The organism is Hymenobacter chitinivorans DSM 11115 (assembly GCF_002797555.1).
In the GTDB taxonomy this organism is placed as follows: domain Bacteria; phylum Bacteroidota; class Bacteroidia; order Cytophagales; family Hymenobacteraceae; genus Hymenobacter; species Hymenobacter chitinivorans.
Map to the genome: position 1 here is coordinate 1,275,083 of NZ_PGFA01000001.1, position 18,715 is coordinate 1,293,797.

Annotated in this window: 14 protein-coding genes and 1 other RNA gene; 4 read left to right on the forward strand and 11 right to left on the reverse strand. The window is 60.6% G+C overall.

Annotation, left to right across the window (positions count from 1 at the left end):
* The first annotated feature begins 74 nt into the window (after positions 1-74).
* Together CLV45_RS05295 and CLV45_RS05300 are read left to right on the forward strand one after the other, a co-directional pair.
* Complete coding sequence (locus CLV45_RS05295) at positions 75-1,079, forward strand: long-chain-fatty-acid--protein ligase (protein WP_100335343.1); 1,005 nt, start codon at positions 75-77, stop codon at positions 1,077-1,079.
* A gap of 234 nt (positions 1,080-1,313) precedes the next feature.
* On the forward strand, positions 1,314-1,706 hold the full coding sequence (locus CLV45_RS05300; RefSeq protein ID WP_100335344.1) for a thiol-disulfide oxidoreductase DCC family protein: 393 nt from the start codon (positions 1,314-1,316) through the stop codon (positions 1,704-1,706).
* Between the two features lie 102 nt (positions 1,707-1,808).
* On the opposite strand, the gene CLV45_RS24825 is transcribed toward CLV45_RS05300, so the two are convergent.
* The 3 genes from CLV45_RS24825 to rnpB all read right to left on the reverse strand — a co-directional run bounded on the left by CLV45_RS24825 (position 1,809) and on the right by rnpB (position 4,494).
* The gene (locus CLV45_RS24825; protein ID WP_157807307.1) at positions 1,809-2,063 is read right to left on the reverse strand and encodes a hypothetical protein; all 255 of its coding nucleotides are present in this window, start codon (positions 2,061-2,063) and stop codon (positions 1,809-1,811) included.
* A 344-nt stretch (positions 2,064-2,407) separates the two neighbouring features.
* Positions 2,408-3,565 (reverse strand): sigma-54-dependent transcriptional regulator, encoded by a 1,158-nt coding sequence (locus CLV45_RS05310; RefSeq protein ID WP_100335346.1) that lies wholly within the window; start codon positions 3,563-3,565, stop codon positions 2,408-2,410.
* Positions 3,566-4,012: 447 nt separating this feature from the next.
* Positions 4,013-4,494, reverse strand: an RNA gene (gene rnpB / locus CLV45_RS05315) — RNase P RNA component class A.
* A 567-nt stretch (positions 4,495-5,061) separates the two neighbouring features.
* On the opposite strand from rnpB, the gene CLV45_RS05320 reads away from it, so the two are divergent.
* Entirely contained in the window at positions 5,062-6,312 is a 1,251-nt protein-coding gene (locus CLV45_RS05320; protein WP_245882692.1) for a S8 family serine peptidase, read from the forward strand.
* Between the two features lie 79 nt (positions 6,313-6,391).
* Here the strand turns inward: CLV45_RS05320 and CLV45_RS05325 are convergent, their stop codons facing one another.
* The 7 genes from CLV45_RS05325 to CLV45_RS05355 all read right to left on the reverse strand — a co-directional run bounded on the left by CLV45_RS05325 (position 6,392) and on the right by CLV45_RS05355 (position 14,672).
* Positions 6,392-7,198 (reverse strand): T9SS type A sorting domain-containing protein, encoded by an 807-nt coding sequence (locus CLV45_RS05325; protein WP_100335347.1) that lies wholly within the window; start codon positions 7,196-7,198, stop codon positions 6,392-6,394.
* Between the two features lie 89 nt (positions 7,199-7,287).
* A complete protein-coding gene (gene tnpA, locus CLV45_RS05330; protein ID WP_100335348.1) occupies positions 7,288-7,746 on the reverse strand; it encodes an IS200/IS605 family transposase in 459 nt (152 codons plus the stop codon).
* 328 nt (positions 7,747-8,074) lie between these two features.
* Positions 8,075-9,940: a M1 family metallopeptidase gene (locus tag CLV45_RS05335; protein ID WP_100335349.1), complete on the reverse strand. Its 1,866-nt coding sequence runs from the start codon at positions 9,938-9,940 to the stop codon at positions 8,075-8,077.
* A 159-nt stretch (positions 9,941-10,099) separates the two neighbouring features.
* The gene (locus CLV45_RS05340; protein WP_100335350.1) at positions 10,100-11,014 is read right to left on the reverse strand and encodes a metallophosphoesterase; all 915 of its coding nucleotides are present in this window, start codon (positions 11,012-11,014) and stop codon (positions 10,100-10,102) included.
* Positions 11,015-11,223: 209 nt separating this feature from the next.
* The gene (locus CLV45_RS05345; protein ID WP_100335351.1) at positions 11,224-12,111 is read right to left on the reverse strand and encodes an alpha/beta hydrolase; all 888 of its coding nucleotides are present in this window, start codon (positions 12,109-12,111) and stop codon (positions 11,224-11,226) included.
* Positions 12,112-12,253: 142 nt separating this feature from the next.
* The gene (locus tag CLV45_RS05350; RefSeq protein WP_100335352.1) at positions 12,254-13,363 is read right to left on the reverse strand and encodes a Smr/MutS family protein; all 1,110 of its coding nucleotides are present in this window, start codon (positions 13,361-13,363) and stop codon (positions 12,254-12,256) included.
* Positions 13,364-13,727: 364 nt separating this feature from the next.
* Positions 13,728-14,672 carry a DUF2279 domain-containing protein gene (locus tag CLV45_RS05355; protein ID WP_157807308.1) on the reverse strand — a complete coding sequence of 315 codons (945 nt, stop codon included), beginning with the start codon at positions 14,670-14,672 and terminating at the stop codon, positions 13,728-13,730.
* A gap of 187 nt (positions 14,673-14,859) precedes the next feature.
* Here CLV45_RS05355 and CLV45_RS05365 point away from each other — a divergent pair, with 187 nt between their 5' ends.
* Complete coding sequence (locus CLV45_RS05365; protein ID WP_170061813.1) at positions 14,860-17,685, forward strand: DUF4961 domain-containing protein; 2,826 nt, start codon at positions 14,860-14,862, stop codon at positions 17,683-17,685.
* A gap of 147 nt (positions 17,686-17,832) precedes the next feature.
* Here the strand turns inward: CLV45_RS05365 and CLV45_RS05370 are convergent, their stop codons facing one another.
* Positions 17,833-18,678, reverse strand: a complete 846-nt coding sequence (locus tag CLV45_RS05370) for an N-acetylglucosamine kinase (protein WP_100335354.1) — start codon at positions 18,676-18,678, stop codon at positions 17,833-17,835.
* Positions 18,679-18,715: the final 37 nt, after the last annotated feature.

Sequence of the window (18,715 nt, forward strand, 5' to 3'; positions counted from 1 at the left end):
GGCAGGAAGGTACAACTTCTCAACGAAGTGCCGCCGGGTTTGTTATACTATTTCGCTAACCACACCGCCGCCCAATGAGTTTCCGCGACGAATTTATCCTGACGCTGCCGACCTTGACGGCTGCCACGTTTGAGGCGGCGGCCCTGCGGCTGTTTCGCCACCAAGCCCAGCACTGCCCGCCCTACCAGCAGTGGCTGCAGAGCCTGGGCCGCCAGCCCGAAGCCATTACCCGCCTCACCGACATTCCCTTCCTGCCCATCGAGTTCTTCAAAACCCACGAGGTGCGCACCGCGCCGGCCGAGTGGGAGCCCCGGGAAGTGTTCCTGAGCAGCGGAACCACCCAGCAGCAGCGCAGCCGCCACTTGCTGCGCGACCCGCAGCTCTACCGCCGCAATGCCGCCCGCATCTTCGAGCAGGTGTACGGCCGGCCCCTGCGGGAGTGGACGTTTCTGGCCCTGCTGCCGTCCTACCTCGAACAGGGGCATTCGTCGCTGGTGGCCATGGTGGAGTACTTTGCCCGGGAGTCGGGCCAGGCGCAGCCCGCCTTTTTTCTGCACGACCACGCCGCCCTGCTACAGGCGCTGGCCGCGGCCAAACAGGATCCTACGCGCCGCGTCATGCTCATTGGCGTGTCGTATGCCCTGCTGGACTTGGCGGCCGAGTACGGTTCCGCGCCCGAGCTGCAGGGCCTGACGGTGCTCGAAACCGGGGGCATGAAGGGCCGGCGCCGCGAAATGATTCGGGAGGAGCTGCACGCCGAGCTGCAGCAGGCCTTCGGGCCGGCCGGTATTCACTCCGAGTACGGCATGACCGAGCTGCTGTCCCAGGCCTACAGCCTTGGTAACGGCCGCTTCCACTGTCCCGCCCCGTTGCGCGTGCTGCTGCGCGACCCCGCCGACCCGTTCGCCGTATCGGCCACCCGCCCCGACGGTGCCATCAACGTCATCGACCTGGCCAACGTTGATTCCTGCGCCTTTATCGAAACCAAGGATTTGGCCCGCCAGTACCCGGATGGCTCGTTCGAGGTGCTGGGCCGCCTCGACAATTCGGATGTGCGCGGCTGCAACCAGATGGTGTAGCCCCGGCGGCAGACCCGAAGAGTGGGGGTTGGTCCTTAGAAAGTCCGCCTTGGTGTAATAATCTGTGCGGGCGGCACTAAAGAATGTAATGTTGCTTTAGGTAAAGCGCCTAACCGCTCTTTTCGCGGCGGCAGCCCCAACCCGCTCGGGCTGGTAGGCCGCTGAGCTGTGCGGCGGTTAGCCCCGAGCAGCAGGAGCTTCAGCCGCATTTTCTCACCTCTTCAGCGCCCGACTATGGTTATTCTGTTCGATGGAGTTTGTAACCTCTGCAATGGCTTCGTGCAGTTTGTCATCCGGCACGACGCGGCCAACCAGTTCACCTTTGCCACGCTGCAGTCCGAAACCGGGCAGCGCCTGCTGGGCCACCACGGCCTGGCCCCGGCCGCGCTGTCGACCATCGTGCTGGTGGATGACGAGCTGCAGGCCTGGACCAAGTCGGATGCCGTGATGCGCATCGGCTGGGAGCTGGGTTTCCCCTGGAAGCTGCTGAGTCTGGGCGTAGTGCTGCCCCGGGCCCTGCGTGACGCCTGCTACACCCTCGTGGCCAACAACCGCTACCGCCTGCTGGGCCAGGCCACCGAGTGCTGGCTGATGACCCCCGAGCTGGCCCGGAAGTTTATGAAGTAAAAGGAGTTTTGTAACTGAAGGAACAAGCAAGAACTCCCTACGCAAAAGCCCCCTCCTACACGCGGTAGGAGGGGGCTTTTGCGTAAATAAATTCCGCGTGTCTTAGCTGTCGGGGTGCGTCTTGCTGCCCACAAAAACCCGGGGCGAGGCCTCGGCCAAGTCGACTAACGCTAGATGACAGCCACTTAGCCAATAGACGTAGAGCACCGACAGAAAAATGAGGCTGATAATGTTGTTGCCAAAGAAAAGCTCACTCAGTAAGTAGCCCCACTTACCTGCTAGCTTCAGCAAGCTAGCGTAATGCTCATTATGAAACGGCCAGTACATTACGTCATCCTTATTCATTATAAAGAACATATACAGGCGGATAATTTTCACTAGTATAACGCTGATAACTACGTACCAAAGCTCCTTTTTTCGCAGGTAGGTAGCCGCCACAAACAGGAGGAATACCGCCCCGTGTATTCCCATGAATACATACCTGTTTCTGTGGTCAGTGAGGGAAGACGGATACCTGATTAGCTGCCCTACAATCCCGGCAAGAAGTAGAAAGGCAAACAGCAGCCAATGGTAGCGGAGTACCAACGAAGCTTTCGAAGCTCTATCCATCGAGAGCGGGCAACCCGCCTACATAAAATTGTGAGCTACTAACCTGCTGCAAAGCAAGGTCGGTAGCTCACAATCAGAGGTTGAAAAACTAGTTACTTGCCGGCAAAGGCTTTGGCGTCGGCTTCGGTGATGGTGTCGTCGCTCATGATGATGAGGCGCTCCACCACGTTGCGCAACTCCCGGATGTTGCCGCGCCAGTCGAGGCCCTTGAGGTAGGCCAGGGCCTTGTCGTCGATTTTCTTGGGCTTGTCGCCGTAGTCGCGGGCAATATCCTGCAGGAAGCGCTGCACCAGGTCGCCGATGTCGTCGCGCCGGTCGTTGAGGGCCGGCACTTTGATCAGGATAACCGAGAGGCGGTGGTAGAGGTCTTCCCGGAAGTTGCGGTCGGCAATTTCCTGCTGCAAATCCTTGTTGGTGGCCGCAATAACGCGCACGTTCACCGAAATTTCCTTTTCGCCGCCCACCCGGGTAATCTTGTTTTCCTGCAGGGCGCGCAGCACCTTGGCCTGGGCCGAGAGGCTCATGTCGCCGATTTCATCGAGGAAGAGCGTGCCACCATCGGCCTGCTCAAACTTGCCGATGCGCTGCTTCACGGCCGAGGTGAACGAGCCTTTCTCGTGGCCGAACAGCTCACTCTCAATCAGCTCCGACGGAATGGCGGCGCAGTTGACTTCCACCATCGGCCCCGAGGCCCGGTTGCTGAGCTCGTGCAGCTGCCGGGCTACCATTTCCTTGCCGGCGCCGTTGGGCCCCGTAATCAGCACGCGGGCGTCGGTGGGGGCTACTTTAGCAATCTGCTTGCGCACGGCTTCGAGCTCGGGCGAGGAGCCCACCATTTCCGAGCTTTTGGCAATCTTCTTCTTGAGGGTCTTGGTTTCGGTCACCAGCTTGGTGCGGTCCAGGGCGTTGCGCACGGTCACCAGCAGGCGGTTCAGGTCCGGCGGCTTCTGGATGAAGTCGAACGCGCCCTTCTTGGTGGCATCCACGGCGGTATCGATGTTGCCGTGGGCCGAAACCATGATAAAGGCGGCGTCGGGGGCGGCAATCTGGGCCCGCTCCAGCACCTCGATGCCGTCCATTTTGGGCATCTTGATGTCGCAGAGCACCACGTCGTACTTGTTCTTGATGAGCATATCGAGGCCGGTAGGGCCGTCCTCGGCCTGGTCGACGGTGTAGCTCTCGTACTCCAGAATCTCCTTCAGCGTGTTCCGGATGGCTTTCTCGTCGTCAATTATCAGGATTCTGGGCATGGGGTTGAAAGAGGTGTAGGGGAGCGAATGTAACGAAAAGAGTGAGCCGCACAGTGTAGACGTACGGGAAAAACGGTAGGAAGGGACCGTAGCGCCCCGTAGCGCTGCTGGCTCGTGTAGTACCGGGCCGGCAATATTCTCCCTGCCCGAAACCATTTGTTTTTAAGCCGTGAGGAATCCTCACCGTCTTCCAACGATTGGTTTCGAGCCGTGAGGAATCCTCACGGCCCAAAAACAAAAAAATATAGGCCCTGAGGAATCCTCACAGGGCAAAAACAAAAAAATATAGGCCTTGAGGAATCCTCACGGTCTTCCAACGATTGTTTGCGGACCGGGAGGATTCCTCAGGGCTTAAAAACAATCGTTGGAAGACCGTGAGGAATTGATTGGCCGGGCCCGAACGCCAAAACGGCCGCCGCACCCGAAGCTGCGGCGGCCGTTTGTGAAGCCGGTGATGAGTCTGTAAGCCGGGTTTTGTCCGCCCCTGCGAGCAGAAGCGGCCCCACCATTTATCTAGGCCAGTCCTCGCGGAAAGGCTCCATCAACCTACCCGCTGGCGCCGGACGAGCCGCCCGGTGCACCTCCCGAAGGACGTGCGTACCAGCTTATTTGGTCTTTCAACCCCTGAGGTTTACCCAGCCGGCCTGGTCACCCAGCCGCTGGTGCGCTCTTACCGCACCTTTTCACCCTTACCAAAGGTGAAGTTGTCAGTTTATAGTTGTCCGTTATTCGGTTGCTAGAACGAGCTAACAACTAACAACGAGCAACTGACAACTTCGCCATCTGGCGGTACTTTTCTGTGGCACTGGCTGTCCTGGGTTGCTTTACGCGCGCCAGTCCTTCCCGTTAGGAAGCAGGGTGCTCTGCGTTGCCCGGACTTTCCTCGTCGCCGGAGTTGCCTCCGTTGCCGCGGTGGGGCGACCCATCACTGCGGGCAAAGGTAGAACTTCCCGGGCTGCCAGCCTAACCAGGGAGTCGGGAAGCGGCCTGAGAACGGAACCCCGCGCAAGAGTTTGCTTTTCCATACCCCAACTGAGACTGGGACTGGGATTGGGATTGGGACTAGGCCGAAGCCCAATACTGAATTCGTACCAGGGCTTGCCGTCCGGACTTTTGGGCCGGGGTAGGGCTGTATCCGGCTACACTTGGGTAATAGAACTAAACCGTCCTAGTCAAGTACGTAGGTCAGGGTTTTGTTGTATCCTGATATATAATTTAACCTATTGACATAATTATATACAAACATCTCCTTAGCCAGCTTTATAGCAGATAATCAGTGGTTTTATTGATATGCGTACCTACTTAGGTCCTATATCGTTGCGAATTTTTCAATGAACCAGGGAATCCTTTGTGACAAAACCCAGTTAGCCCCGTACAATCCGCAAATCGGTAGCAGCGGGCAGGAATATAACTTACCTGAGTTGGGGTGTTAACCTCCCTTGGGCCGCTACTACCGCTTCGCCTTCTTTTCTTTTCCACCTTTTACCCCCAGTAGAATGCAGAAGAAACAACACAATGCCCGGTTTGCTTGGTTAGTGAGTGCTTCGGCCCTGGCCGCCAGCACGATGTTTACCGCCTGCTCGAAAGAGGAAGCCCAGCCCGCCGAAGCGGGAGTAGCCCAAAGCGGCGCCGTTGCCGCTGCCGACGCCAAAGCGGAGGAAGGCGCGATTCCCGGGCAGTACATCGTGGTGCTCAAGGACGGAGCCGTAGAGCTAAGCGCCGGGGAATCTTACTCGGAAAAAGTAAAGAAGGTGAAGGAAGTAGGCCAGGGCATCCTGAAGTCGCGCGGGGCCCGCGCCGAGGCCCTGGGCTACGCCTATGGCCACGCCCTGAAAGGCTTCTCGGCCTCCCTCTCGGCGGCCGAAGCCAATGCGCTGCGCGCCGATGAGCGGGTGGCTTACGTAGAGCAGGACCAGGTTATTTCCCTGGGTAAGCCCGGGGCCACGGCCGGTGGCGGGGGCACCACCACCCAGCCCGCCCAGGTAACGCCCTACGGTATTGCCCGCGTGGGCACCGGTGACGGCACCGGCCGCACCGCCTGGATTATTGACACGGGCATCGACCTGACCCACCCCGACCTGAACGTGGACGTAGCCCGCAGCAAGTCGTTTTTGACCAGCGGTGCCGATTACACCAACCCCAACGACGGTAACGGGCACGGCACCCACGTGGCGGGTACCATTGCTGCCAAAAACAACACGATTGGCGTGGTAGGCGTGGCCGCCAACGCTTCGGTAGTGGCGGTGCGGGTGCTCAATGCCCGGGGCAGCGGCTCCAACTCCGGCGTTATTGCCGGCGTCGACTACGTGGGCGCCAACGGCAAAGCCGGCGACGTAGCCAACATGAGTCTGGGCGGCGGCGTGTCGCAGGCCCTGGATGATGCCGTGCTCCGGGCTTCCGCGGGCGGCGTACTTTTCGCCCTGGCGGCCGGCAACGAAACCGACAACGCCAACAACCACTCGCCGGCCCGGGTGAATGGCGCTAACATCTTCACCATCTCGGCCATGAACAGCACCGACAGCTGGGCCTCATTCTCCAACTTTGGTAACCCGCCGGTAGACTACTGCATGCCCGGCGTCAACATTCAATCGACCTGGCTGAGCGGAGGCTACAACACCATCAGCGGCACCTCGATGGCCACGCCGCACATGGCGGGCGTACTGCTGCTGAAGGGTAAAGCCTTCACGACCAGCGGCACCGTCAAAAACGACCCCGACGGCAACGCTGACCCCATTGCCCACCTGTAAGAATTTAAGTAGCTTCCATAGTAAAAAAGGCCCTTCTGCTTCAGATGGGCCTTTTTTGTTTTTTGAATCGAAACTCACCTTAATGCTGCACCAGCAGCCGGGTCGTATAAGCTGGCTGCGCGGGTTGCGTTACGCGCACTACATACGTCCCGGCCGGCAAGTCCTGTACCGGAATCGTGGTGTAAGCTTCTAGGGCAGCAACAGTGTGAACAAGTTGGCCGGTATGGTTGTAAACCCGCACGGTGCGGGGGGCGGCGGTGGCGCAGCGCAGCGTGGTCGTTGTGGCCGCCGGGTTAGGGTAGAGGCTGGGGCGGTCTGGTTCGGCCGTGGCGGCAGTAGCTTTGGCCGCCGCTACCGCAGACGACGCAGGGGCCAGGCGGTACGTGGGGAAACTATCCAACTCGGCGAGGTAGAAGCGGCGCAGGGGCCGGGCCTCGAAGCGCAGGCGGATACTGTCGTCGCTGAGGCTGCGGTAGCGCACCAGCTCCGGAAAGCTGCCGTGCTGCACCAGCGTGGAGAGGTCCTCCATTTGCTTGTAGCCGGTAGCCAGGCCCTGAACCTGACCTTTGCCGATGCGTAGGGCGTGCACCCAGCAGCCCGATTTAAGGTCTTCGACGGCATAATACAGGCCGCGCCGGGCGAAAATGCGGGCTTCGAGCACTACCGTACTGTCCTGGGCGCGGGTAACCAGCGTGGTGCCGCTGCCCGGGTCAAAGTTGAGCCGCAGCTGCAGGGTGTCCTGGAGGCCCAGCAGGGTTACTTCGGAGCCTAGCTGCCGCGCCAGGTTTATGGGCCGGGTTACGGCAAACGTATCGAAGCGGGCCGCCGGACCGTCGCAGCTGGTGAGTAGCAGACCGAGGGCAAAACAGGTGAGCAGGTGACGCATGGCGGCGGGGGGTGAGTGCTGCGTTTATGCGGCTGAAGCGGTGGAAGTAACCCGGGGCAGCAGAATTAGAGAATATAGGGCGTGGTGCCTCATTCTGCCCGGAACAGGTAGTGCGGATTATAGTCCACTCCAAATTGTTCCAATAGCAAGCGGTATTCTTCGCTAAAAGTGCGCGTAGCGTGGTGCTCCTGCTGCCGCTCGATATACCTTACAACAGCCGGTAATTGGGAGGCTCCATACGAGAAAGCGCCAAACCCAGCCTGCCAAGCAAATTTTGTGGTCATCCATGGTTGCTCGTTGATAAACTTCGATGAGCTGGCCTTCACCTCCCGCATCAAATCGGACAGGGCTTTATCCGGGCGCAGGCCAATGAGTAGGTGCAGATGATCCGGCATTCCGTTAATGGCTAGCAATTTCTGCCCCTGCTGGGTGATAATGCCGGTAATGTAGCGGTAAATAGTATCGGCGTGGTGAGTCGGAATAAGCGCCGCCCGGCTCTGCACCGCAAACACGATATGCAGGTGGATTTGAGTGTAAGTATTAGCCATAGAAATAGAGGATAGCGGTAGTAAAGTAATGAACCTGACGGATAAAGCCCCAGCGGGGCGGAATATCGGTAGAAATAGATGGCTCAAGAAGGACAAAGCCCCAGCGGGGCGACACAACTCGTTGCGCTTAAGTGTGTCGCCCCGCTGGGGCTGGGGTACTTTCTGCGCTTCTATAACTACCGACGTTTCGCCCCGCTGGGGCGCCGTACGCAAGTACTAGTGTTGCTTCCCGGCTCGGTTTTACCCTGGTAGTCTCGGTACTGCACGCCGTCAATTCAATTAACGTGAGCAGCAACGACATCAGCGTAAGAGGAAGGTATCGGGGCATTTACCGGGCCTCCCACACGTTGTTGCTGCGGCTGTTATCCGGGGTGTAGGTGCTGCCCAGTACCACTTTCTTCACGGCTTTCTTACCGTCCAGGGGCACCGTGACGGTCTTGCTGCCGTCCTGCCACACGGCAATGGTGCGGTGCAGCTTCTGGGTGGTGTTGTCGGCGTAGGTGACCAGCAAATCCACGGGCATGGGCTTGCTGCCTTTGGCTTCCACCACAATGCTTTCCTTGGTCACGCTTTGCAGGGCCTGGTCGGGGTAGCCGCCGTCGAAAAACCAGCGCTGCCAGAACCAGTTCAGGTTTTGGCCCGCACCCTCGTTCATCGAGTTGAAGAAGTCGTAGGGCATCGGGTGCTTGCCGTTCCAGGTCCGGATGTAGTTGTGCAGGGCTTTGGTGAAGAGCTCGTCGCCGAGCAAATCCCGCACGTAGTAGTAGCCCATGGCGGGCTTGGGGTAGGAGTTAAGGAAAAAGGGCGTGCCGTTTTGCTGGGTGCTGAGCGTGATGATGGGCAAATCGTTTTCGGAGTCGGCGGCGCGGGCGTAGGGTTCCACGCCGTATTCATCCACCAGCTTGGGGTCGATGATGTTGCTGATAACCCACTCGCCGATGGTGGCCCAGCCCTCGTCCATCCAGCCGTACTTGGTTTCGTTGATGCCCAGATAAAACGGGAACATCGTGTGGAAAATCTCGTGGTCGGTGAGCGTAATGGCGTCCTCGCGCGAGTCCACGGGGTTGTCGTTGACCATCATCGGGTATTCCATCTGGTCGAGGCCGTCGAAGATGGTTTCGTGGGCGTAGGGGAAGGGCCACTTCGGAAACGTGTAGCTCATGGCCTCCACCGTGCGGCGGGCAAAGTGGATAACTTCCTTGTAGTCGTGGTGCTTGGTGTTATAGACGGCATCCACGCGGGTGCGGCGCTTGGTAGCCGGGTCTACTACTAAGCTCGTGGCTTGCCAGACGTAATGGTCGGCGGTGGCGAAGACGAAGTCCGTCACGTTGCGGGCCTCAAAGAGCCAGGTGTTCTGGGCGTTGGGGGCGGTAATATCCTGGCGCTTCAGGTCGCCCTCGTCGATGATGTGCACCACGGCGTCCTTTTGCTCGGCGTCGGCCAGGCGCTTAGCGTACTTTTTGGTGAGCACCTGGTCGGCATTTTTCAGGTCGCCGGTGGCCCACACCACGAAGTTGCGGGGCACGGTAATGGCGGCCTTGAAGTTGCCGAAGTCGTTGTAGAACTCCTGGCTGCCGTTGTAGGCAAAACGGTTCCAGCCGTCAATGTCGTCGTAAACGGCAATGCGCGGGAAAAAGTAGGCCACGAAGTCGGCGCCGGGCTCAATTTCGCCGGTGCGCATGTGGGAGCCTTTGTTGAGCGTGTAGGAGTAGGTAATAGCCACCTTGGCCGTTTGCTTAGGGCCAATGGCCTTCACCGGCACGGGCAGATTAGTGGCGTCGATGCGCAGCTTGCTCACGTCCACGCTGCGGCCGTTGACGCTCAGGGCCGAGATTTTCACGCCGTCGTGCAGGTCCTCGGGCTTGAAGGCCGTGGAGCGGGGCGCGCCCTTCTGGTAGAGGTTGGGGTAGAGCTTAAACCAAAGCAGCTGCAGCGAGTCGGGGCTGTTGTTGACGTAGCTGATATTGACCGTGCCAGCCACCAGGCGCGTTTTGGGGTCGAAGCTGACTTTGAGGTCGTAGTCGGCCGTGTTCTGCCAGTACTTGGGGCCGGGCTGTCCGTTCTGGGCGCGGGTGCCCTGGGCGTAGGTACGTTGCAGGCTGAGCGGAACGGGCAGGCTCGTTTGGGCCGAGGCCAGCAGGGAAATGAGCAGCAGGCCGGCCGAGGCCAGCAGGCGGGGAAGCGGAAAGGGCATAGAAGAGCAATAGGTTACTGCAAAGTAACGAGGTTCGGCCGGGGGCTGCGTGAAGAATGGATGAGCAAGCCACTGTCACAAACTTTCCGCGAATGAAAAAAAGTGTGACACCAGCTTGTCACAAAAAGAATGGCCGACAGAAAAGTTGTGACAACGGCTCTAGGCCGTCACCAGGTTGTCGGCCAGCAACGTTTGCTCCCCGCTCCAGCGGTAGGCCACCAGCTGCCCGCCCCGGGCCACGCTGTAATCGAGGCAGACGGCGTGGGGGCGCAGAATCTGGGGAGTGCCGCGCAGCCAGTAGTGCCCGAAGAAGACCGGAGTTTCCTCGGCGTAGTGGTAGGCATCGGGCAGGGCGGCGGGGTCCACCGGGTGCGGGTCGAGGCTGGGAATACTTTCCAGGTAGTAGTCGGCGTAGGTGCAGCTTTGGGGGTTGCACCACCAGCGCACCCGCATTTTGGTCCGCTCGTTCTGGTCTTTGTCGTGGAAGCTCAGGCCCGGCGGCAGGGTTATTTCCTTGCCCTTGAGGGTTTCCTCGATGGCCAGGTACTCGGGCGTGCTCCGGTCGGCGGCGCGCAGCAGCACGGCGTCGGTGAGGCGGCCATCGACGAGGATGGAATTCAGAAAGCTGATGTGGCGCGGGTCCCAGCAGGCGTGGACCACGCGCAGCGCGCCCAGATCCAGAAACAGGGGCAGGGTTTTAAACCACTGAATGTAGTCCTGCCACTCCTGGTACAGCTCCCGGCCGTTGAACTCCTCCAGGGTGCGCAGGTGCTGGAGAATGTTGCGCGGGGTGTGGGGCCGCAGGTGGCCGCCTTGCGGGTGTTTTTCATAGAAGCAGATGGCGTTGTACTCGTGGTTGCCCATCACGGCCAGGGCCGCGCCCCCGTCCACCATAGCCCGCACAATACGCAGGGTTTCCCGGATGTAGGGGCCCCGGTCCACGAAGTCGCCCACGAAGATTACCTGCCGGGTGGGGTGGCGGTACACGCCCTGTTGTTCGGCGTAGCCGAGTTTGGCCAACAGGCGGCGCAGCTCGTCGGCGTGGCCGTGAATGTCACCGATCAGGTCGTACATAGAGTTAGAAGTAGAAGCAAACGTATAGCTGTCATCCTGAGCTTTGCGAAGGACCTTCCTCGCCTCAGTGACAGACCCTGAGCAACGTACGAAGCCCTTTGTCAAGCGGGAAGAAAGGCTGTGTAAGGTTGGCAAAATCCTCTGTGGGGTAGGTGAGGAAGGTCCTTCATTCCACTTCGTTTCATTCAGGATGACAGGCGTAATCCCCGCTAGCGCAACTCCCGGTGCACCTGCTCCAGAATCTGGCGCCAGTACTTGAGAAACAGCATGTGGCCTTCATTGGGGAGCATGCGCAGGGTGGCGTGGGGCAGGCGGGAGGCCAGGTAATAGATGGGCGCGGGGTGCCAGATAAAGTCGGCGGTGCCGTGCCAGATGGTGGTGGGGGCCCGGATGGCGGCCAGCGTAAATTCGGGGCGGCGGCACAGGGCCTGGCCGTCGTAGTACACGCCCTGGCCCTGGTGGGTGAAGCCGTGCTGGGCCGCGTCGCGCAGGACAATGCGCGAGACGGGGTTGCCGGCTTCCTGCTGCTCGGCCGGGCCCAGCAGGTTCATAAACCGGTCAATCATCCGGTCGGGCTCCCGGGTCCACTGCCGGCTGAGGCGGCGGAAAGCCGGTTTGGCCAGGCCGGCGGCGTAATCGTTAAGAAACTTGATGGTTTTCCAGCGCGGCGGCAAGTTTCGGTAGGTTTCGGGCTCGCCCAGCGGCAGGCAGGTGTTGAGCAAATGCAGAGCCGCCACGCGGCTGGTATACAGCGCCGCCTGGGCCTGGGCATAGAGGCCGCCCGCCGACCAGCCCAGCACCGTCAGCGGCCCGCGGATGCCCAGGGCTTCCACGGCAAAAAGCGTGTCGGCGGCAAAGGATTCCAGCGTCATCGTACGGTGCACGTCGGACTGGCCGGAGCCGGGCCGGTTGGGGGCCAGAATCTGCAATTCCAGCTCGTGTAGCAGCTCGGGGCTGGGCGGAATGCTCAGGCCCGAGGACGCGTAGCCATGGTGAAACAGCACCGGCCAGTGCGCCGGGTCACCGTAGCGGATTATTTCCAAACGGCGCTGGTCGGGCAGGGTGACGAGCGTGGATTGGGCAAAAACGGCGGGCATTAGAGACGTAGCTAAAAAATATCTGTCATCCTGAGCTTAGCGAAGGACCTTATGGGATTAGAACGAAAATCGTGGCTACGACTCGTTCTGCGGTAATAAGGTCCTTCGCCAAGGCTCAGGATGACAGACAAAAAGCAGGAGCCTACTTCAGGCGCACCAGCGTGGCACCGTAGCCGAATTTCTCCTTTTGCGAATCTTCAAAGAACTTGATGTCCTTGTTACGGCTCAGCAACTTGTGGAGCTCCTTGCGCAGGGTGCCGTTGCCGGAGCCGTGGATGTAGATGATTTCGTGCATGTTGGTCGCCAGGGCCCGGCTCAGCGTGTCCTCGAAGGCTTCGAGCTGGAGCTTGAGAATGGCCGTGTTGCTGAGTGGGGGCTCGGCTTTGGCGGCTTCGGGGTCCAGGGCTTCCAGGTGCAGATCCACCTCGTGGGGCGGGGCCACCAGGGCCTGGGCGGGCTCGGGAGCGGGGGCCACGGCGGCGGGCTTGGCCGGGGCGTTGCCGCTGAGCTGCTGCTGCAGGGTTTCGGCCAGCTTCTCGGGCGCCACGGCTACCGGGGCCGCGGGCTTTTCGTCGAGCTGAAACAGGTAGGCCTCGCGCTGCAATACGGGCACGTTGGTTTGCCGACTGGTGTAGAAGCTGTTGGCCTTGAACTGCACCCGCTTGGTGAGCAGCTCGTAGGCGGTGGTGTCGTTCAGCAGGTGGGGCAGCAGCTGAATCACCGGGGCGGGCCACTTGTCGAAGTCCTTGAGGTGCCAGTGGCCCAGCGGCGTGCTTACCGACTTGGCCTTGAGCTTGTCGGCGTACAGGGCGCGGTACTTGCCGGCCGTTTCCTCGCCGTAGGTGAAGAGCACGTCCCGGTCGGTGTGGTTGATAATGTGCAAGGCCAGCAGCTCGGGCGACTGGTGCACCAGGGCCAAATACAGGCCTTTCTGCACCGGGGCGGCCTTCGGCGCGGGCGGGGCGGCGGGGCCTTCGGTTTGCTTGGCGGGGGCGGCCGGCGCAGATACGCCGGCGGCTTTGGCCGCGCGGGAAGCCCCGCTGGAAGCCGCTTTTTTCTCGGCGGCGGCAGCGCTGGCGCTTAGGCCAAAGGTTTTGGTTTCCTCAGCAGCTACCACCACGACTTCGCGGCGCAGCACGGGAATGGTAAAGTCGTTGTCAATGGCTACTTCCACCAGCTCACTATCGAGCAGGCGGGTGATGATGCCTTCTTCGCGGCCGGTTAGTAAACGGACCCGGTCTCCTACGTTCATATCGGAAAGGTTAGTTGCGGGGTGGTTGAGTGTTGGAAGCGGACTGGTGTTGGTCCATTGTTACTTGGGTTAGTAGCAAATTGACAACGGCCAGTTGCAAGGGCGTCCAGAGGAGTAGGCGCGCAAGGTACGCACAATTGCCCCGGCAGCCTTTTACGGCTAAAGCAACAGCTGCGCCCATGCCCTTGCCCCGTAATTTGCTGGTTGTTGATTGTCAGAGAAAAGAACGTCATGTCGAGCGCAGCGAGACACCTCGCTCGGCTGACGGTGGAATAGTTCTCTGATTACCATGGCACGCGAGATGCCGCCCGCTAGTCGACATGACCATTAACCTGCCTAACAACTGACAACAATCAACGAACAACTAATAATACAGCCCGTGCAGCACCACGCCGCGGCGGGAGTTGTACTCCAGGGCCGGGGCGGGCAGGTGGAAGATGCTGGCCACGTAGAATACGCGCTTCAGCAGCTTGCTGCGGGTCGGGATGCGGCGCAGGTTCACGTCGAGGCTGAGGTAGTACTGGCGGTAGGAGTGCAGGCCCAGGGCGGCGTTGGCGTCGGGGTCGTTGTACACCATTTCCTGGGCTCCGTAGCCCACGGCGGGCTGCAGCCACTTAGGCCACTTGCTTTCGGGCCGCAGCCAGGCGGCCAGGTCGGCGCAGAGCCAGTAGGTCTGCCCGTTGTAGTCCTTCAGGTACTGTTCACCCAGGCTTTTGCCCAGCACGTTGGGCCGCAGCGGGGCGTAGCGCGTGGTGTGAAACGAGTACTTGGGCATGATACGCACCTCGTTCCAGGCCAGCTGCTGCCCGAGCAGGCCGGCCGAGCCCAGGAAGTTGGCCGCCAAATCGGTAGCCGAAGCCCCGTAGGCCGGGTCACGCCCGTCGAGCAGCTCGATGGGGCTCTGCAGCAGAAACCCCACGAAGCCCCCGTACCAGGTGGCACGCCGGTCGGGCACGCCGGCCCAGCGCAGCATGTCTACCGCGCCCCGGCTTTCGTGGAAGGCCCCCCAGAAGTGCCCGGCCTTGTCCATTTGCTTCCACTCGGGCAGGTCGTTGAACCAGTGAAACTGGCTGCGCGGCCCCGTGTACCAGCCCTGGCTCAGCAAATACATAGCCCCGGTGTAGCTCACGACCAGTCCGCCGGCCAGAATGGGCAGGCGCCCGGCGGAAAAGCGGGCCGCGGAGTCGGGTGGGGCCGTGGTGGGCAGGCCGGTGGGCTGTTGAGCCGAAGCCCGCAGGCTGACGCCCAGCAGCAATACCGGCAGTAGCCGGCCGCCCAGGGCAGCGCACAAACGAAAGAACAGGCTCATTCAGGAAAATCCGGCGGGCCAAAAAAGCGGCGCGGCAAAGCTACGCACAAAAGCCCGGCCCCGGCTTCGGTGGAGCCGGGGTGAGTATAATTGGAAAGCCCTTTGACCACGGCAATCCGGTGTTTAACTTGCGTAATATTTTCATCTTTTCCTGACTCGAAAACTTCCACCAATTCCCACATTTTCAATGAAAATACTTCGACTATTGCTGGGGCTGATGTTGCTCCTGAGTGGCGGAATTACGGCGGTCCAGGCCCAGGTCGTGACCACCCAGCCCACTTTTTTCCGCGACACGGATCAAGTCACGCTCACCTTCGACGCCACTCAGGGCAACGGTGCCCTGGCCGGCTTCACGGGCCCGGTCTACATCTGGACCGGCGTGATTACCGACAAGAGCACTTCCAACTCGGACTGGAAGTACGTGAAGAGCCCGTCGTTTAACACGCCCGACCCGGCGGCCCTGCTCACGCGCAGCACCACCAACGCCAACCTGTACACCATCACCTTCACGCCCCGGACCTTCTACGGCGTGCCCGCTACCGACCAGATTCTGAAGCTGGCCATGATTTTCAAGAATGGCGACGGTTCCGTAGTCGGTCGGGCTACCGGCGGCGGCGACATTTTCGTGGACGTAACCCAGGGCTCGGCCCTGTCGGTGCGGCTGCAGGCCCCGGCCACGCCCGGCGGTGGCAATCCGCTGTTCGTGACTGCCGGCAGCCAGCTCAATGCGGGTGGCACGGCTTCGGCCAGCTCCCTGATGGCCCTGTACCTGAACAAAACCCTGATTACCCAGCAAGCCAACACCACTTCGCTCAACGGCGTGGTAACGCCGACCCAGCTCGGCCGCAACGTCATCCGGTTGACGGCTACCGCCGGCGGCACCACGGTTGCCGACTCCATCATCGTCATCATCCGGCCAACCGTAACGGTAGCCGCGCTGCCCGCCGGGGCTAAAGATGGTATTACCTACCTCAACGGCGGCACCTCGGTGATTCTGAAGCTGACCGCGCCCAACAAGCAGTTTGCCTACGTGCTGGGTGAGTTCAACAACTTCCAGCCCGTGGAGGCCAACTACATGAAGCAGACCCCCGACGGCAACAACTGGTGGGTGCAGCTCGACGGCCTGACCCCCGGCCAGGAATATGCCTACCAGTATTTGGTGGATGGCAACCTGCGCGTGGCCGACCCTTACTCGGAAAAAGTGCTGGACCCCAGCAATGACCCGGGCATTCCGGCCCGCACGTATCCCAACCTGAAGGCTTACCCCACGGGCAAAACGACCGGCATCGTGTCGGTGCTGCAAACCAACCAGGCCGCCTACCAGTGGCAAACCAGCACCTTCGCCCGCCCGGCCCGCACCGATATGGTGGTGTACGAGCTGCACCTGCGCGACTTCCTGGCCTACCACGACTACCAGACCCTGCGCGACACGCTCAACTACCTGCAGCGCCTGGGCGTGAATACCGTGGAGCTGATGCCCATCAACGAGTTTGAAGGCAACGAAAGCTGGGGCTACAACCCCTCGTTCTACTTTGCCCCCGATAAGTACTACGGCCCCAAGAATGAGCTCAAGCGTCTTGTCGATGAGTGCCACCGCCGCGGTATTGCCGTGGTGCTGGACATGGTTCTGAACCACTCATTTGGCCAGTCGCCGATGGTGCAGCTCTACTTCCAGAACGACAAGCCCGCCGCCAACAGCCCCTGGTTCAACCAGGACGCTACCCACCCCTTCAACGTGGGCTACGACTTCAACCACGAAAGCCCGTTCACCAAGTACTTCGCCAAGCGCGTGATGGAGTTCTGGCTCCAGGAATACAAGGTGGATGGCTACCGCTTCGACTTATCCAAAGGCTTTACCCAGCGCAACAACCCCACCAACGTGGGAGCCTGGGGCGCCTACGACCAGTCGCGCATCGACATCTGGAAGGATTACTACGACTTCATGAAGAGCGTGGACCCGAACGTGTACTGCATCCTGGAGCACTTCGCCGACAATTCCGAGGAGAAAGTGCTGGCCGACTACGGCATGATGCTGTGGGGCAACCTGAACTACAACTACAACGAGGCCACCATGGGCTACGTCAGCACTTCCGACTTCAGCTCGGGCTACTTCGGGGCCCGGGGCTGGCAGAATCCCAACCTGGTGACCTACATGGAAAGCCACGACGAGGAGCGCCTCATGTTCAAGAATCTGGCCTACGGCAACCAGGCCAACCCCGCCCACAACGTGCGCGACCTGAACACGGCCCTGGCCCGCAACGAAGCCGCCGCGGCCTTCTTCTTCACCGTGCCCGGCCCGAAGATGATCTGGCAGTTTGGCGAAATGGGCTACGACGTGAGCATCGATGAAAACGGCCGCGTGGGCAATAAGCCGATCCGCTGGGAGTACTACCAGAATGCCAACCGCCGCAAGCTCTACAACACCTACCGGGAGCTGATTGCGCTGAAGAAAACCCAGGCGGTGTTCAAAACCGGCACTTACACCCAGCAGCTGAGCGGGGCCACCAAGTCGATTCACCTCTCCGACGCCAACCTCAAAGTAACGGTACTCGGCAACTTTGACGTGACGGCCCAGCCCATCAACCCCGAGTTTCAGCAAACCGGCAAGTGGTACAACTACATGACCGACGACTCCATCACGGTGTCGAGCACCACGGCCCCGCTCACGCTGCAGCCCGGCCAGTACGCCGTCTACACCTCGAAGCGCCTCAAGAAGGCCACCGTGCTCAGCACCAAGCTGCGCGCCACCGAGGCCCTGCGCCTGACGGCCGCTCCGAACCCGACGAGCAGCACGGCCCAGGTCCGCTACGAGCTGACCACCCCCGCCACCGTCACCGTGACCGTGCAAAACCTGCTGGGCGCCACCGTGCGCACCGTTAGCTCGGGCAGCAAGCAGCCCACCGGTGCCTACCAGCTCAGCCTGCCCGTGCAGGATTTGGCCAACGGTATCTACCTCATCCGCCTCAGCACCGGCCAGCTGACCCAGACCACCCGCTTGGTGGTGCAGCACTAAGTCAAGAGCTTAGCACTCAGAACTCCGCCTAAGTTCGTAAAAAGGCAAGAGGCCAATTCCGCAAGGAATTGGCCTCTTTTCGTATCCGGTGGTGGCTAGTGGGAAGTACTGCTAAGCCTAGCGTAAGAACTCACCACTGCACCACTGCTACACCTGCTCCTCGTGGTAGCTCACCAGGTCGTCGATAGGGGAGCGGATGATTTTGCCGACTTCCATGCCGTGGCTGCGGGCCACCTGAAACAGGGCGTCGCGGAAGTTGTAGGCCACCGAGCCCACGCAGTTGAAGGTGTAGTCCTGGTAGTTGGGGTAGTGCAGCACAATGTTCTCGAAGAACGTCTCAAAGCCCTGCAGCACGATTTCGCGGCAGTAGCTGATGTTGTTGTGGTCGTAGGCAAACTTGCCGAAGCTGGCCAGAAACCGGTTGGGCAGGGGCTGGTTGTAGAGCCGGTCCAGGATATCCTCGCGGGTGAGCTTGTACTCCTCCCGGAAAATGTCCTGCAGGCCGTCGGGCAGCAGGCCGCGCAGGTAGTCGCGCATCAGGCGCTTACCGATGAACGAGCCCGAGCCTTCGTCGCCGAGAAAATACCCCAGCGAATCCACGTTATAGGTGATTTTCTCGCCGTCGTAGAGGCAGGAGTTCGTGCCCGTGCCCAGGATGGCGGCAAAGCCGGGCTTGTGGCCCAGCAGGGCCCGGGCCGAGGCCAGCAGGTCGTGGTCCACGTCGACGTTGGCATTGGGGAAAATCTGCCGCATGGCCTGGGCAATGACATCGGCTTTCTTCGAGGACGAAACGCCCGCGCCGTAGTAGTGCACTTCGCGCACGGCCCCGCGCTCCAGCGTCTCGGGTAGGTTTTTGTCGAGCGAAGCGGCAATGGCGGCCGTTTGCATGAAGTCGGGGTTGTAACCCTCAGTGTTGAAGTACACCCGGTTGCCAGTCTCGTCGAGCTGACACCAGCTGCTCTTGGTCGAGCCGCCGTCGGCAATGAGAATCATACGGTAGGTAGAAATGGTATGTGGAGAAAGTAGCTGA